The sequence below is a fragment of the Ruegeria sp. AL2 genome (assembly GCF_056540845.1).
This window is the reverse complement of the sequence record NZ_JBQFXM010000001.1, coordinates 74,547-89,576: the sequence shown is the minus strand read 5'-3', so window position 1 is coordinate 89,576 and position 15,030 is coordinate 74,547. Positions and strand designations below refer to the sequence as shown.

Annotated in this window: 14 protein-coding genes; 8 read left to right on the top strand and 6 right to left on the bottom strand. The window is 57.0% G+C overall.

All coding sequences use genetic code 11. The features are described from left to right. Positions 1-37: 37 nt before the first annotated feature. Positions 38-1,240 carry a pyridoxal phosphate-dependent aminotransferase gene (locus ACR0ID_RS00425; protein ID WP_480473471.1) on the top strand — a complete coding sequence of 401 codons (1,203 nt, stop codon included), beginning with the start codon at positions 38-40 and terminating at the stop codon, positions 1,238-1,240. A 2-nt stretch (positions 1,241-1,242) separates the two neighbouring features. Beyond that, positions 1,243-1,644, top strand: a complete 402-nt coding sequence (locus tag ACR0ID_RS00420) for a hypothetical protein (protein WP_480473472.1) — start codon at positions 1,243-1,245, stop codon at positions 1,642-1,644. Here the strand turns inward: ACR0ID_RS00420 and ACR0ID_RS00415 are convergent. Together ACR0ID_RS00415 and ppk2 are read right to left on the bottom strand one after the other, a co-directional pair. Further along, positions 1,641-3,011 carry an MATE family efflux transporter gene (locus ACR0ID_RS00415; protein WP_480476787.1) on the bottom strand — a complete coding sequence of 457 codons (1,371 nt, stop codon included), beginning with the start codon at positions 3,009-3,011 and terminating at the stop codon, positions 1,641-1,643. The genes ACR0ID_RS00420 and ACR0ID_RS00415 overlap by 4 nt on opposite strands. Before the next feature lie 107 nt (positions 3,012-3,118). Next, positions 3,119-4,042 (bottom strand): polyphosphate kinase 2, encoded by a 924-nt coding sequence (ppk2, locus tag ACR0ID_RS00410; RefSeq protein WP_480473473.1) that lies wholly within the window; start codon positions 4,040-4,042, stop codon positions 3,119-3,121. Positions 4,043-4,163: 121 nt separating this feature from the next. Between ppk2 and ACR0ID_RS00405 the strand changes: the two genes are divergently transcribed. Further along, on the top strand, positions 4,164-5,042 hold the full coding sequence (locus ACR0ID_RS00405; RefSeq protein ID WP_480603137.1) for an alpha/beta fold hydrolase: 879 nt from the start codon (positions 4,164-4,166) through the stop codon (positions 5,040-5,042). 70 nt (positions 5,043-5,112) lie between these two features. Here ACR0ID_RS00405 and ACR0ID_RS00400 read toward each other — a convergent pair whose 3' ends face one another. Then, positions 5,113-5,721, bottom strand: a complete 609-nt coding sequence (locus ACR0ID_RS00400) for a carboxymuconolactone decarboxylase family protein (RefSeq protein WP_480603135.1) — start codon at positions 5,719-5,721, stop codon at positions 5,113-5,115. Between the two features lie 152 nt (positions 5,722-5,873). On the opposite strand from ACR0ID_RS00400, the gene parE reads away from it, so the two are divergent. The 3 genes from parE to ACR0ID_RS00385 all read left to right on the top strand — a co-directional run bounded on the left by parE (position 5,874) and on the right by ACR0ID_RS00385 (position 9,814). Beyond that, positions 5,874-7,832 carry a DNA topoisomerase IV subunit B gene (gene parE, locus ACR0ID_RS00395; protein WP_480603134.1) on the top strand — a complete coding sequence of 653 codons (1,959 nt, stop codon included), beginning with the start codon at positions 5,874-5,876 and terminating at the stop codon, positions 7,830-7,832. After that, the gene (locus ACR0ID_RS00390; protein ID WP_480603132.1) at positions 7,829-8,614 is read left to right on the top strand and encodes an NYN domain-containing protein; all 786 of its coding nucleotides are present in this window, start codon (positions 7,829-7,831) and stop codon (positions 8,612-8,614) included. The genes parE and ACR0ID_RS00390 overlap by 4 nt, the downstream gene beginning before the upstream one ends. 228 nt (positions 8,615-8,842) lie before the next feature. Continuing rightward, the gene (locus tag ACR0ID_RS00385; RefSeq protein ID WP_480492906.1) at positions 8,843-9,814 is read left to right on the top strand and encodes a UDP-glucuronic acid decarboxylase family protein; all 972 of its coding nucleotides are present in this window, start codon (positions 8,843-8,845) and stop codon (positions 9,812-9,814) included. 28 nt (positions 9,815-9,842) lie between these two features. Here ACR0ID_RS00385 and ACR0ID_RS00380 read toward each other — a convergent pair whose 3' ends face one another. Beyond that, positions 9,843-10,682: an EamA family transporter gene (locus ACR0ID_RS00380; protein WP_480517606.1), complete on the bottom strand. Its 840-nt coding sequence runs from the start codon at positions 10,680-10,682 to the stop codon at positions 9,843-9,845. A gap of 1,003 nt (positions 10,683-11,685) precedes the next feature. Then, positions 11,686-12,360, bottom strand: coding sequence for a TIGR04283 family arsenosugar biosynthesis glycosyltransferase (locus ACR0ID_RS00375; RefSeq protein WP_480603129.1), 675 nt, complete (start codon positions 12,358-12,360; stop codon positions 11,686-11,688). A 73-nt stretch (positions 12,361-12,433) separates the two neighbouring features. Here ACR0ID_RS00375 and ygfZ point away from each other — a divergent pair, with 73 nt between their 5' ends. Both ygfZ and ACR0ID_RS00365 read left to right on the top strand, forming a co-directional pair. Beyond that, positions 12,434-13,177 (top strand): CAF17-like 4Fe-4S cluster assembly/insertion protein YgfZ, encoded by a 744-nt coding sequence (gene ygfZ / locus ACR0ID_RS00370; protein WP_480603127.1) that lies wholly within the window; start codon positions 12,434-12,436, stop codon positions 13,175-13,177. A gap of 106 nt (positions 13,178-13,283) precedes the next feature. Then, positions 13,284-14,225, top strand: coding sequence for an ABC transporter transmembrane domain-containing protein (locus ACR0ID_RS00365; protein ID WP_480603126.1), 942 nt, complete (start codon positions 13,284-13,286; stop codon positions 14,223-14,225). Between the two features lie 53 nt (positions 14,226-14,278). Here ACR0ID_RS00365 and efp read toward each other — a convergent pair whose 3' ends face one another. Continuing rightward, entirely contained in the window at positions 14,279-14,842 is a 564-nt protein-coding gene (gene efp / locus ACR0ID_RS00360; protein WP_480473482.1) for an elongation factor P, read from the bottom strand. Between the last annotated feature and the right edge of the window lie 188 nt (positions 14,843-15,030).

Sequence of the window (15,030 nt, the reverse complement as noted above, 5' to 3'; positions counted from 1 at the left end):
ATGACAGTCGGGCTGAACATACAAACCGAGGCCGAGCATGAGTTTTCTGTCTGCGACACTGTCACGCGTCAAACCTTCACCCACCATCGCTATGACAGCCAAGGCAGCCGAGCTGAAGGCCGCCGGGCGTGATGTCATCGGCCTGAGCGCTGGTGAGCCGGATTTTGACACGCCCCAGAACATCAAAGACGCCGCTGTTGCGGCCATCGCAGCAGGCAAAACCAAATACACCGCGCCGGACGGCATCCCCGAACTGAAACAAGCGGCATGTGCCAAGATGAAACGCGATCATGGGCTGGACTATTCGCCGGCCCAGATCTCGGTCGGGACCGGTGGCAAGCAAACGCTGTATAATGCCCTGATGGCGACGATGAATGACGGTGACGAGGTAATCATCCCTGCGCCGTACTGGGTCAGCTACCCCGATATGGTGCTTTTGGCGGGGGGCACCCCTGTTGTGGTCGAAACGACGCTGGAAAACAGCTTCAAACTGACCGCAGAACAACTGGAAGCCGCCATCACGCCCAAAACAAAATGGTTCATCTTTAACTCGCCCTCGAACCCGACGGGTGCAGGGTATAGTCGGGATGAACTGAAGGCGCTGACCGATGTACTGATGCGTCATCCGCATGTCTGGATCATGTCGGACGACATGTACGAACATCTGGCCTATGACGGGTTCGAGTTCTGCACCCCGGCCGAAGTTGAACCCGGTCTATTTGACCGGACCCTCACCTGCAACGGGGTTTCAAAAGCCTATGCCATGACAGGTTGGCGCATCGGTTATGCCGCCGGCCCGGTCGAGATCATCGCGGCCATGCGCAAGATCCAGTCGCAATCAACGTCGAACCCCTGTTCGGTCAGCCAATGGGCTGCTGTTGAGGCCCTGAACGGAACCCAGGATTTTCTGGCCCCGAATAACGAGACATTCAGGCGCCGACGCGATCTGGTGGTTCGGATGCTGAACGAGATCGACGGCGTCACCTGCCCAACGCCTGAAGGGGCCTTCTATGTCTATCCGTCTATCGCCGGATTGATCGGGAAAACGACGCCGGCAGGGACGGTCCTTGTAGACGATGAAGCCTTTGCAACCGCCCTGCTGGAAGAAGCCGACGTGGCCGTTGTGTTTGGTGCCGCCTTTGGCCTGTCGCCGAATTTCCGCGTCAGCTATGCTACGTCCGACGCGGCACTGACCGAAGCTTGCAGCCGCATCCAGCGTTTTTGTGCTTCTCTGAGGTGACCATGTCCGCCGAACTGCCTGAGTATTACTTTCGCATACGTGAAAACGGTGCTGCGGTGTTTCGGATCGATACTGAAAACCGTCAGCGTCGGATCGAAATGGATCAGATTGCCGTCATCAATATCCGCAATGGTGAGGTCAAGCCGCACGGGCAGCGGACGCTGTCAGACCGGGATCAGGCCGAGATTGCCCAATGGATGGAAGAGCGCCGGGCCCTGCTGGCCCAGCGCGACATCGACGACATTCATCGCGCGGTCGACTATCTGAATCTGACCACGCAATGGGCTCAGTCCAAGGCCAGCGACACGCAGCTGGAGGATGTGACCGACAGGTTATTGATGGCCATGCACGACCTGCGTACGGTATTGGTCCGGAAAAAGGCAGATCGTCTGGACAAAGACTAAGCGGGCTCGGCTGATATCTGTATCTGCTGTACCGAATACATCCAGAACCGGGTCATGAGAAGCACGGCCGCGAAGGCGAGACCAAGCACCAGCCCCAGCCAAACACCGATGCCGTCCATATGACGTACAAAGCCGAAATAATACGACGCCGGAATTCCCACGACCCAATAGCTGAGCGCCGCCATGACCATTGGAATCTTGGCATCCTGCAAACCGCGCAACAGGCCCAGCGCAATCACCTGCGCGCCATCGACCAGCTGAAACAACGCCGCCATGGCAAGCAAACCGGTTCCGATGGTCAGGATTTGTCCCCGCTGCGGATCATCTGCTTCCATGAACAGGGAAATCAAAGGCTCGGCACAAGTCAGGAACAGGATGATGGTTGCCACCGACATGACCAGCGACATACCAGTCACGGAGATTGCGCCCTTTTCCAAATGCGCCCTATCCCGACGACCCAGCGCATTGCCAGCCCGGATGGTCGCTGCATTTGATAAGCCCAGGTGAACCATGAAGGTGGCCGAAGCCAGGTTCAAGGCGATCCCATGCGCAGCCAGCGGGACCTGACCCAGCCAGCCCATCATCACCGCAGAAGTCGCGAACAGTGAAACTTCGGCCAATGTGGTCAAGCCGATGGGCACACCCAGCTTCCATACGCTGGCAAACATTTCCCAATCCGGTCGCCAGAACCGTTGGAAGAGGCTGTGCTCCGGCAACGTCCGGACCACGTAGATAACGACCGCAATCAGCGAAACAACTTGTGTCGTAATCGAGGCGATTGCCGCCCCTGTCACGCCCAGTTCGGGGGCGCCCCAGTTGCCGAAAATCAACGCATAATTGGTCAGCCCGTTCACAGCCGCCGCCGCAATTGTGATCCACAAAACGATCTGCGTTCGCTCCAATGCCGCAAGATAGCTTTTCAACACCATCACAATGAGGGCCGGAAACAATCCCCAACCGGCGACTCTCAGATATTCGGCTGCGGTTGCAGCGACTTGCGGTTCCTGCTTCATGGCGATCAGGATCGGATAGGACCACCACAGCAAGGGCATGACAACTACGGCATACAGCAACGACAACCACAGACCCATCCGGGTCGAGCGGCGAATGCTGGTTTCGTCCCCTTCCGCCGCTGCTGTGGCCACCATGGGCATGACTGCCCAGCCAAATCCCGCTCCAAACAAAAACAACACGAAATAATAACTGTTGGCCAAGGTAACGGCCGCCAGCGCCTCGACCCCGTACCAACCCAGCATGATGGTGTCGGTCAAACCGATCGCGTATTGCGCCAGATGACCGCCAACCAGTGGCAGGCCAAGAACGGCAATAGCCCGAAAATGGGCCGGGTATGTCATCACCTTTGTCATCGCTCCAGCCATATGCGCGGCTTTGGCGCGGGACAAGAGCGGATCGGCAATATTTCAGATTGAGACTTTGGTGCCCGACCTTTCCCTGTGGCCGGGCATTTTGATGCTCAGCGGGCGTCGGGATGCAACGCGGTGCCCAGAATATGCTCGGATCGGTGAATAACGTGATGCGCCTGCCCTACGATCAGCGGATCAGGCTCGCACACGATATCGTGATCCTTGCCAGGGTAATCCAGCGAGGACAGGAAGTGACGCATACAGTTCAGGCGCGCGCGTTTCTTGTCATTCGACTTGATAATCGTCCAGGGTGCATCAGCCGTATCCGTGTAAAAGAACATGGCCTCTTTCGCCTCGGTATAGTCATCCCACTTGCTGAGGCTCGCCTTGTCGATCGGTGACAGTTTCCATTGCTTCAGGGGGTCGGTTTCGCGGCTTTTGAAACGGCGCTGCTGCTCTTGCTGTGTAACCGAGAACCAGTATTTGTATAGCTGAATGCCCGAGCGCACCAGCATCCGTTCCAACTCGGGCGTTTGCCGCATGAACTCAAGATATTCGTTGGGCGTGCAGAACCCCATGACCCGTTCCACACCCGCACGGTTGTACCAGGACCGGTCATAGAACACCATTTCGCCTACGGTCGGCATCTCCTGAATGTAGCGCTGGTAGTACCACTGGCCTTTCTCTTCCCAGGTGGGTTTGTTCAATGCAACGACACGTGCCTGACGCGGGTTCAGGTGCTCCATGAACCGCTTGATCGTACCCCCTTTGCCTGCGGCATCGCGCCCTTCGAACAACAACACAAACCGCTGCCCCGTTTCCTGCGCCCACAGCTGAACCTTCAAAAGCTCGGCCTGCAGATTGGCTTTTTGCGTCTCATACACCGACCGGGCCATTTTGCGGCCATAGGGGTATTTCCCACTTTCAAATGCCTGCCGGATTTTCTCGGGGCTGGGCGCTGAGGGGTCGGTGTCTTTGGCGAGCGTGGTCTTGATCTGGGTGGGTTCTGCGTTGGTCGTGGCAATGGCGTCCATACATCCTGTCCTTTTCTACTGTCCCGAACGGTGGCTAGCAGAAAGCTCGGAAATGCGCTTTGATTGGTATCAAATAGATGCCTCAAAAACCCATAGTTTCCAGCGCGGATCACTTGTTCCAATGCAAACGTCTTTTTTCAAGCTGAACGGCTATTCTTTCCACGTCAGGACATGGGGCGACAAAGCCGCGCCACCGTTAGTGATGCTGCATGGTTTCCCCGAATACAGCGGCGCCTGGGCTGGTCTTGCGCCTCATCTGGCAGAACGCTTTTATTGTATTGCTCCGGACCAACGCGGTTATGGCCAAAGCTGGTGTCCCGAAGGGGTGCAGAACTATACCCTGTCGCAACTGGTCACGGACATAGCGGCGCTGATAGAACCCTGCGGTGCACCTGTTGCGCTGCTGGGTCACGACTGGGGCGCATCGGTAGCTTACGGCGTCGCCATGTTCCGACCGGAACTCGTAGATCGGCTAATCATTGCAAACGGCGTGCACCCGGTGCCGTTTCAACGCGCCATGGCCTCGGGTGGCGCACAATCCATAGCCTCGCAATATATCAATCTGCTACGAGCACCTGATGCCGCGCAAAAACTGTCCGAAAACAACTTTGCGATGCTGGAACAGTTCTTTCGCCATGGTATGGGGCTGGACTGGTTGACCGAAGCTCGCATGGCCGACTACCGCACTGAATGGGCCCGTCCCGGTCGGCTACAGGCGATGCTGAACTGGTACCGAGCTTCTCCGCTCGTTGTCGCCAAACCCGGTGTCCCCGCGACAGACCTGCCCGACCTGCCGCTCGACCGGTTGCGTGTCAGGTGTCCGCACCTGTTGCTTTGGGGGCCGGATGACAAAGCCCTTTTACCAGAAGCCACTGAGGGGCTGGAGGCGTTTGCCACCCACCTCACCCGTGTCACGATCCCCGGGACCGATCATTGGTTGCATCATCAAAACCCGAGGGCCGTGGCGCAGGCCATTCTGGAATGGACTGGCCTGACGTAATCAGGCCTCGCCCGTGTGCAACGGCCAGCCGGGCGGCCTTTGTCGCAGCGCCAACGACATCTTCAGCACCTTACCGGTGCCCCCAGTCGTCAGGGTTGTCAGAGTTGTTCGGCGACAAGCCCAACTCATCACCATCGGTTGAGCACCCAAGCCCCAGAACCGTCCGGTTTGCATATGAAAAATAGGAGCAGACCTGATTGATCTCGAGGATTTCTCCATCATCCCAACCTGCGTCGCGCAGGGCGGCGAAGTCCGCCTCGACCAGATCGCCCGGCGCTTCAGTCAGCTTGCGGGCATAATCCATCGCAGCCATTTGCGCCGCATCCAGCGGTGCAGCCAAGGGATCGCGCGCCTCAATTGCTGCCCTGATCGCGTTGCCACGCACCGTATCACCCAGCAAGCGCTGAAGACCTGCAAAGTGATGCTCGACGCAATACCCGCACCGGTTCAGCGAGCTGACCCAAACCCCCAGCACTTCCAGAAACCACTTCGGTATCTTGTTGCCCGAATGATGCAGCACCGCCTTGTACATGGCCATATGGCCTTCCATCGAATGCGGGCGAAGGCTGTGTGCCATCATGATGTTGTCTACGTTATTGTTCGGCCCGGTCACGCGTTCGTAGAGTTTCTTCAACTTTCCAGTCGCTTCTTCGAACGGAACGGTTCTGATCCAGCTCATTTAATCACCTCCGCTTTACCGGGATCAAAGGACTGATTATCTGCACAGATTGCAAGCGGCTTGACAGAAAATCCACAACACCTCGCGTCCCTCTTCCCCCGGACCACATCACCTGCCATAATGGCGGAAACCCAAAAACAAGAGCAGCACCCATGCCTGAAGATCTGTTGACGCCCAGCGCCACCTCTACCTATGACGCCTCCTCGATCGAGGTGCTCGAAGGGCTGGAACCGGTTCGCAAACGCCCCGGCATGTATATTGGCGGCACGGATGAGCGTGCGCTGCACCATATGTTGGCCGAGATCCTTGACAACTCGATGGACGAGGCTGTGGCAAGCTATGCCAACCGGATCGAGGTCGAGCTGCATTCCGACTACGCCCTGACCGTCCGTGACAACGGGCGCGGTATCCCGATCGACCCGCATCCGAAATTTCCGGGCAAGTCCGCGTTGGAGGTGATCCTGTGCACCCTGCACGCGGGTGGCAAGTTCTCGGGCAAGGCCTATCAGACCTCGGGCGGCTTGCACGGGGTCGGTGCGTCGGTGGTGAACGCGCTGTCTGATTCGATGGTCGTGCAGGTGGCGCGGGACAAAACTCTCTATGAACAACGTTTCTCGCGCGGTATCCCGCTTGGCCCGGTCGAAAAGGTTGGCGCGGCCCCGAACCGGCGCGGTACAACGGTGACCTTCCACGCCGACCCGGACATCTTTGGCCATCACAAGTTCAAGCCCGCGCGGCTGTTCAAATCCATCCGCTCCAAGGCTTATCTTTTCTCGGGCGTCGAAATCCGCTGGAAAACCGCCATCGATGACGGCGAAACCCCGCTTGAGGCCTCGTTCCACTTTCCCGGCGGCCTGTCGGATTACCTGAAAGAGACAATGAACGGCTCGTCCACCTATGCCGAGCAACCCTTTGCGGGCACCGTCGATTTCAACGAGAAATTCGGTACCCCCGGCAAGGTCGAATGGGCCATCAACTGGACACCGTCGCGTGACGGGTTCATCCAGTCCTATTGTAACACCGTTCCCACCCCCGAAGGTGGAACCCATGTGGCCGGTTTCTGGGCTGCGATCCTTAAGGGGATCAAGGCCTATGGCGAGTTGATCAACAACAAGAAAGCCGCGCAGATCACCCGCGACGACCTGCTGACGGGTGGCTGCGCGCTGGTGTCGTGCTTTATCTCTGAGCCGGAATTCGTGGGCCAGACCAAAGACCGTCTGGCTACGGTCGAGGCGCAGCGGCTGGTCGAAAACGCGGTCCGCGACCATTTCGACAATTGGCTGGCGGCTGGTACGAAATCCGCCGGCGCGATCCTCGACTTCCTCATCCTGCGGTCTGAGGAACGCCTGCGCCGTCGGGCCGAGAAGGAAACACAACGCAAGTCCGCCACTAAGAAACTTCGTCTTCCCGGCAAGCTGGTGGACTGTTCCAGTTCAACACGCGACGGCACGGAATTATTCATCGTCGAGGGCGATTCTGCGGGCGGCTCGGCCAAGATGGGCCGCGACCGCAAAACGCAAGCCCTGTTGCCCCTGCGCGGCAAGATCCTGAACGTGCTGGGCGCGGCCAGCTCGAAACTGGGCACCAATGCCGAGATCAGCGATCTGACGCAGGCGCTGGGTGTCGGACTTGGCACCAAGTTCAACGTCGACGACCTGCGCTATGACAAGGTCATCATCATGACCGACGCGGATGTGGACGGGGCGCATATCGCCGCGCTGCTAATGACGTTCTTCTTCACCCAGATGCGCCCGATGATTGACGCGGGCCACCTGTATCTGGCCTGCCCGCCCCTCTATCGCCTGACCCAGGGCGCCAAACGCGTCTATTGTCTGGACGAGGCCGAGCGCGACGAATGGCTGAAGAAAGGTCTGGGCGGCAAAGGCAAGATCGACGTGTCCCGCTTTAAGGGTCTGGGCGAAATGGACGCCAAGGACCTGAAAGAGACCACGATGGACCCCAAATCCCGGAAATTGATCCGGGTCACCATTGACGAGGATGAACCCGGCGAAACCGGCGATCTGGTCGAGCGTCTGATGGGCAAAAAACCCGAACTGCGGTTCCAATATATTCAGGAGAACGCGCGGTTTGTGGAGGAGTTGGATGTTTGATTTTGCAATTGAAAAAAATTCCCACTCCAACGTTGGAAATTGATCAACACCGTCTGCCACATTTTGCATTTGTCGATGCTGACAATATGCAAAAAAGCTTTGAGAAGAAGTTGACAGAGTTTGACGCAGCCTGCGAACAGATTCCAAAGTTTAGCTTTGTGAAACTTTTCCAGCTATTATCTCATGACAGGGTCTACTTTTACTCCGCGACAGAAGATCCGGAGAAACTACCTGATTGGTTGAAAGAGATACAAGCGCAGCGAGGTTTTGTTCTTAAGCTTGGCGTACTTACCCAAAAAGGAAGATCCAAGAAACAAGAAGGGGTGGATGTAAAGTTGGCGATAGATGCCACAAGGTTAGCTTTCACTTCGACAATGAAAACGTGCACACTATATGGTGCTGACGGAGATTTCATTCCATTAGTTGAAGCGCTAAGCGATGCAGGATGTATTGTTAACATAGTTTCGTTTAACGACCCCTCACAAGGTAGAGTTGCACCAAGATTGCAAGCTGAAGCAGACAGCTATACGCGGATAGATGGCCCGTGGCTCTACACTACAGGTGGGTTTAGTTTGCCAGTTGCGCAATCAGGACAAATAATACATGGGCAAATGGGTGGCGAAACCATCGATATTCATGGAGAACCTGTGATTATACAGGAACGAAATGGCAGGTTTCTCGCGTTAATCAATGAGCGACACGCGCCTTCTGTTTTTGCTTGTTCTGATCGTGATCAGCTCATCTTATGGCTCAAGATGCATACAGAAAAACTACCAATTTAGTGTACTTCAACTTCATTGCTCTTAACTTGGTCTTCGAACTAAGTCCGAGAGGTGCGCGTTCAACCTGCCTCGCATCAAGCATTGACGGAGCAGAAGACACACCCTCACCACACGCGCCCTCAAAAAACCAAAATCTGCTGCAATTCAAATCCCTTCGGTTTACTAATCAGATCAAGAGCCGGCTTCCCCGTGACAAGATGGCTTGGATTTAATGATTAAGGATTTGCAATGGCCCGCCTTTATGACAGTCGAAAACGTGTTCTCGTAACCGGTGGGGCCGGGTTTTTAGGCTCGCATCTGTGCGACCGGCTTCTGGATCAGGGGCATGAGGTTTTGTGCGTCGACAACCTGTTCACCGGCACCAAGCGCAATATCGACCATCTGCACAGCAACCCGCGGTTCGAGTTCATGCGCCACGATGTGACCTTCCCGCTGTTCGTGGAAGTGGACGAGATTTATAACCTCGCCTGCCCCGCCTCGCCCGTGCATTACCAGCACGATCCGGTGCAGACGACCAAGACCAGCGTGCATGGCGCGATCAACATGCTGGGTCTGGCGAAACGTCTGAAATGCAAGATCTTTCAGGCCTCAACGTCTGAGGTGTACGGCGACCCGACGATCCATCCGCAGACCGAAGACTATTGGGGCAACGTCAACCCGGTTGGTCCGCGCTCGTGCTATGACGAGGGCAAGCGGTGTGCTGAGACGTTGTTCTTTGATTACCACCGTCAGATGGGGTTGGAGATCAAGGTCGCCCGCATCTTCAACACTTACGGGCCCCGAATGCACCCCGCCGACGGACGCGTTGTGTCGAATTTCATCATGCAGGCCCTGACCGGCGAGGCGATCACGATCTTTGGCGACGGCACGCAGACCCGGTCATTCTGTTACGTGGATGATCTGATCGAAGGCTTCATCCGCCTGATGGATACCGGCAAGGAGGTCACCGGCCCGGTCAATCTGGGCAATCCCAACGAATTCTCGATGAACGAGCTGGCCAGCGAAGTGCAGGCGCTTGTTGGCGCGGAAACCCCTATAAGTTTCAAGGAGTTACCTGAGGACGACCCAAAACAACGTCAGCCCGATATCACGCTGGCGCGGACCCTGCTGAACTGGGAGCCTACGGTGCAGCTGAAGGAAGGGTTGGACGCAACGATCCGGTATTTCCGGGCGCTTCAGTCAGAAGGCGCAGCCGGATAACGCGTCTCGCTATGGCTCGGGGACCGGATCAGACCGCCGTGCCGATCAGCGCGACGCCAATGGCCATAAGGACAGCGGCACCCAGGCGTCGCATCCAATTGCCTTCCTTCAGGAAAATGAACCCGATAAGCGCCGCAAAGATAACCGAGGTTTCCCGCAGGGCCGAAACCGCCCCCAGCGGCGCAAAGTTCTTGGCGTAAAGCACCAGACCATACGCCGTCATCGAAACCAGCCCGCCCAAAAGGCCCGTCATCCATATTCTGACGGGCAGGTCTTTCAGGGTGGCGCGTTTCCTGACCCCGATAAACCCTGCAATGAACAGGTGCAGAAAGGCCCCCCACGCCCAATAGCTGAGCGTATTGCCGGACAGCCGCACCCCGACCCCGTCAACAACCGAATAGATCGAAATGCAGAACCCGGTGCCCAGCGCAAATCCCAGCGCGCTGCGCCCGACGCCCGAACGCAGCGCGGCCCAGCTGCTCAGCTGAATGCCAACCGCGATCAGGGCGATCCCGCCCCAGGCCTGCCAGGGCAGAACTTCGCCCACCAGCACCATCGCCCAAAGCGAGACCAGTGCCGGAACAATCCCGCGTGCAATCGGGTAAACCACACTCAGGTCGCCATGCTGGTAGGCCTTGCTCAGCATGAAGTAATAGCCGAAATGCACGACGGTCGAGAGCAGGATATAGACAAAGCTCTGCGTGTTCGGCAGGGGCAGGACCATCACCATTACCGCCGCTGGCAAGACCTGACCCAACGCGACCAGACCCAGCATCGTGGTGCGGTCCGTCGCCGTTTTCACGATGGCGTTCCATACGGCATGCAGCAACGCCGCCGACAGAATAATCAGAGTGACGAACAGGGTCATGCCCGACCTTTCCCGCAGAATACGCGCAACAAGGGTCTTGGGCCCTATTCACTTGGGCGTGGTGTCTGCCAAAACCGGGATTTTTGTCAAGCCGGATTCCAGTGGTCAAAATACCGCCACCGTTGGGAATGTGTCCGCAAGCCGTTTCCGGTCTCGTCCTGCGCCTTTGTGCCCGGTAAGAAGTTACAACTGCACGTGATCCCGGTTGCAGGACGCGCATCAGGTTCTAAGATCGGGCACATGAGTTTTGTGACAGACAACCAATTGCCCCTGCTTATCCTGTTTTTTCTGTCAGGATCGATCGGCACCGCCTTTTTGTTCCGCAAACCCGCGGGTCACAGGGCATGGAAACTGGCCGATCTGGTCTGGGTCGTGCTGGGTGGCATCGGCGCATTGGTGGCTGTTCTGGCAGGGCTTTATACGTCGGACAGCTCGCGACTGGATCGTCAGATTGATGTGGCCTACGCGGCAACATTGGCGTTCGACAGGGATGCCGCACGGTTTCGTCTGCGTTTCTGCGACCCTGCTTACGATCCTGACACGGCAGTGCTGTGCGACAAGGTTGAATTTCTGTCGGCTTCAACTGCCAGCAACTCGGAATTGCCCCTGTTCATCGCCGTTACCAACGAAGTAGCCCCCCTGCAGGGCCTGCACTTCCTGTTCGGAAGTCAGGCCAAGGATGATATGGACGAGCTACGGGATATGACGGCCAAAGCCGATGCTTTCGATATCGACCAGTTCCTCGTATTCACGTCCCTGGACGACAAAACTCAGGTAGCCATCGACAACATGCGCCGTAAGGTGCCCGCGATTGCCGGAGATTATCAGATCCTGGCACAAAGCTATGACGACCTGATCGAGCAGGTCGGCAAGTTGAAAAACGAATGGGAATACCTGCAGGCCAACGCCCATATTCTGGTGCTGCAAATCGTGGCGCTTTGTCTTGTTAGCTTTGCGGCCCCCTTTCGATTGGGAAAATCTTTGGTCGAATTGCGCACGAAGCTCAACGCCGATAGCCCCGCGCCAACACCTGTGGATCAACCCCCAGAAAATAGCGCAGAAGTGTCCACAAGTTCCGCGTGCCCCGCCGAAACCAACCTTCCTGTTCGTAGCGCTCCGCGCTCGTAAAGGCACGCGACTCGAGTATTGCGATCCGTGGCAAAACGCGCACCAGCGCCACATCTTCCATCAAGGGTTGGTCCGGATACCCGCCAGCCGCCAGATAGACATCACGCGGAACCAGCAACCCCTGATCTCCGTACGGTAAACCGAACAGCCTGCTGCGCAAATTGGCCCATCCGGCCACCCAGGCTGGCGCAAGCCCACGCGCGCGAAAAGCCAACCGAAACGCCGCTGGTGCGTTGGATGGCAGATGGGCGCTTACGCTCTTGGCCCATCCCTCTTGCAACACGGTGTCTGCATGAAGGATCAGAAGCCAGTCTCCATCAGCATGCGCGCACCCCCGGCGCAATTGACCGCCGCGCGATGGCTCACCTCTAATGACATGCGCGCCAACATCTTCTGCTATTCTCAACGTCTGGTCAGTTGAGCCTGCATCGCTGACGATCAGGTCCCGGATCAGCCCGGAATGCACCCCTTCCATCAGGGCCTCAAGGCACGCAGGCAAGGAACCGGCGGCATTCAAGGTTGGAATCACTACAGTGAGGGGTGCGGGCACGTCCGATAACCTCTGGTCTTGGCTGCGGGACTTCCTATATCACGAGGCCAAAGGCAATGACGAGGACCAAGCCATGCTCACCCGCCGCATCCTGCGCCTGACCGGCTCGGACACCGAAGACTTTTTGCAGGACCTCGTCACCAATGACGTTCAGGGGCTGGGCAATGGGCTTGTTTATACGGCGTTGCTTACTCCACAGGGCAAGTATCTGGCCGATTTCTTTCTGAAACGCGATGACGGTGGCGTGCTGCTGGACGTGGCCGAGCCACTTGCAGATGACCTGATCAGGCGCCTGAGCATGTACAAACTCCGTGCGGATGTGGTGATCGAAGGCACGGATCTACATCTGCAACGCGGCACTGGGCCAGCACCGGACACTGCCCTGCCCGACCCCCGTCATCCGGATATGGGTTGGCGCGATTACTCGACAGCCCCAGAAGGCGATGACGGAACCGACTGGGACGCGCTGCGTGTTCGACACTGCATCCCCGAGGCGGGCGCTGAACTGACGCCAGACAGCTATATCCTTGAATCCGGGTTCGAGACGCTGAATGGTGTGGATTTCAAAAAAGGTTGCTATGTCGGTCAGGAAGTGACCGCACGCATGAAGCACAAGACCGAGTTGCGCAAAGGCTTGCGGCGAGTCTTTGTCGAAGGATCGGTTCCGGCGGGGACTGAGATTACCGCAAACGGCAAACCCGTCGGCACCTTGTTCACGCAATCAGGCGGACAAGGGATCGCTTATCTGCGCTTTGACCGTGCGGGTGCTGACATGCTGGCCGAAGACGTCGTGGTTCGCCTGACGGACCAAGCGTAACTTGTTGCCAAATCGGCACGGCCTTATCCGCCGTATGTTTCATAAAGTTTGAACCCGTTACCCAGCCCTGCCAATGTGTCGGCACAGGGGCAACACGGATACCCGCATGTTTCAGCTTTATTCCGCGATTTGGCGCGCCAGCGCCGGGCGGCAGATTATCCTCATCCTGTTATCCATTGCCATTGCGGCGCTTGCCGCTGTTCCGCTTGAATTTCAGCGCGATATCGTCAACCACCTTACGTCCAATGATCTTCACGTCGAAAAGCTGGTTCTGCTGGGCATCGGCATGATGATTGTCATCCTGCTGAGCCTCGCCCTGAAATGGGTTCTGGGTTTTCGCGCAGGGATATTGGGCGAAGACATGATCCGGCTGATCCGGCAACGCTTGCTCTGGCGCGCGACCGACCTTAAGGAAACGGGTGAAAACCTGCGCAAGGGCACCATGACGACCGCCATCTCGGCCGAGGCTGAGGAGCTGGGCAAGTTTGCCGGGGGCGCATTCTCGGACCCGGTGGTTCAGGTCGGAACGCTGATCAGCGTGATCGGGTACATATCCTCAACGCAGCCAGGCCTTGGCCTTATCGCGTTTTCCATGATTGTTCCGCAGATCATTATCGTTCTGGTGTCGCAACGCAAAGTGAACACGTTCGTCGCCGAACGCGTCCGCCTTTTGCGCAGCGCCACTGATAGGCTGACCACCGAGGATATCGATGCCGTCGAGCGGGATATCAATGCCCTGTTCGACAACATCTATGACACACGACGGCGCATGTTTCTCTGGAAGCTTTCGGCCAAGTTCCTGTTGAGCGTGATCAATGGCGCCGGAACCGTCGGTATTCTGATGTTGGGCGGTTATCTGGTGCTGCACGGCAAGACCGATGTCGGCACAGTGGTGGCCGCGACCAGCGGGCTTGGCCGGATACAGGGCCCGACCGCGTTCCTGATCGCCTTTTACAGACAAGTCAGTGCCAACCGCATCAAATACGAACTTATGTTGGAACTATTTGGCCCGGACCCCGCGCATTACCGGTACCGCAACAGTGCATAAAAAAGACCGCGCAGCGGCTTTCTGCGCGGTCTGATATTAAAAGCGACGAAACGTCACGCGCGTTCGGAATATTCCATGGTTTCGGTGTTCACGATGATCATTTCATCCTGACCGATGAACGGCGGCACCATGACTTTCACGCCATTGTCCAGAATTGCAGGCTTGAACGAGTTCGCGGCGGTCTGACCTTTTACGACCGGCTCAGTTTCGACGATCTTGCAGGTCACTTTCTGCGGCAGCGTCGCGTTCAGCGCTTCACTTTCGTAGAATTCGACAACAATCGTCATTCCATCTTGAAGGAACGGACGACGCTCGCCCAGCAAATCCGCTGGCAATTCAATCTGTTCGTATGTTTCGGCATCCATGAAGACCAGCATGCCATCGGTTTCATACAGGAACTGCTGATCCTTCTGCTCAAGGCGCACACGCTCAACCTTGTCAGCTGAGCGGAACCGTTCGTTCAGTTTTGAACCATTGCGCAGGTTGCGCAGTTCGACCTGCGCGAAAGCGCCGCCCTTGCCGGGCTTCACATGGTCAACCTTGACCGCGGCCCAAAGGCCTTCGTTATGCTCAAGCACATTGCCGGGGCGAATTTCGTTCCCATTTATCTTGGGCATTACATAAATCCTTCACAAACGGTTGATGCGTCAGTTGCGCCTCCTATATCTGGCGGGAACATACCTGACAAGACAACCAAACCTAGTGCTGCAGGTGCAGCGAGATATGCAAGTGACGCAACGCAACTATGCATATTAGCTGTATCCGAATCGCACTTTATCGGTCATAAGGACCGTCACGCCGAAAA

Excerpts from the sequence above, each read along its gene's own strand:
- ppk2 (WP_480473473.1), bottom strand. The coding sequence starts at position 4,042 with ATGGACGCCATTGCCACGACCAACGCAGAACCCACCCAGATCAAGACC.
- ACR0ID_RS00365 (WP_480603126.1), top strand. The coding sequence starts at position 13,284 with ATGTTTCAGCTTTATTCCGCGATTTGGCGCGCCAGCGCCGGGCGGCAG.
- ygfZ (WP_480603127.1), top strand. The coding sequence starts at position 12,434 with ATGCTCACCCGCCGCATCCTGCGCCTGACCGGCTCGGACACCGAAGAC.
- parE (WP_480603134.1), top strand. The coding sequence starts at position 5,874 with ATGCCTGAAGATCTGTTGACGCCCAGCGCCACCTCTACCTATGACGCC.
- ACR0ID_RS00380 (WP_480517606.1), bottom strand. The coding sequence starts at position 10,682 with ATGACCCTGTTCGTCACTCTGATTATTCTGTCGGCGGCGTTGCTGCAT.
- efp (WP_480473482.1), bottom strand. The coding sequence starts at position 14,842 with ATGCCCAAGATAAATGGGAACGAAATTCGCCCCGGCAATGTGCTTGAG.
- ACR0ID_RS00405 (WP_480603137.1), top strand. The coding sequence starts at position 4,164 with ATGCAAACGTCTTTTTTCAAGCTGAACGGCTATTCTTTCCACGTCAGG.
- ACR0ID_RS00415 (WP_480476787.1), bottom strand. The coding sequence starts at position 3,011 with ATGACAAAGGTGATGACATACCCGGCCCATTTTCGGGCTATTGCCGTT.
- ACR0ID_RS00385 (WP_480492906.1), top strand. The coding sequence starts at position 8,843 with ATGGCCCGCCTTTATGACAGTCGAAAACGTGTTCTCGTAACCGGTGGG.
- ACR0ID_RS00420 (WP_480473472.1), top strand. The coding sequence starts at position 1,243 with ATGTCCGCCGAACTGCCTGAGTATTACTTTCGCATACGTGAAAACGGT.
- ACR0ID_RS00425 (WP_480473471.1), top strand. The coding sequence starts at position 38 with ATGAGTTTTCTGTCTGCGACACTGTCACGCGTCAAACCTTCACCCACC.
- ACR0ID_RS00400 (WP_480603135.1), bottom strand. The coding sequence starts at position 5,721 with ATGAGCTGGATCAGAACCGTTCCGTTCGAAGAAGCGACTGGAAAGTTG.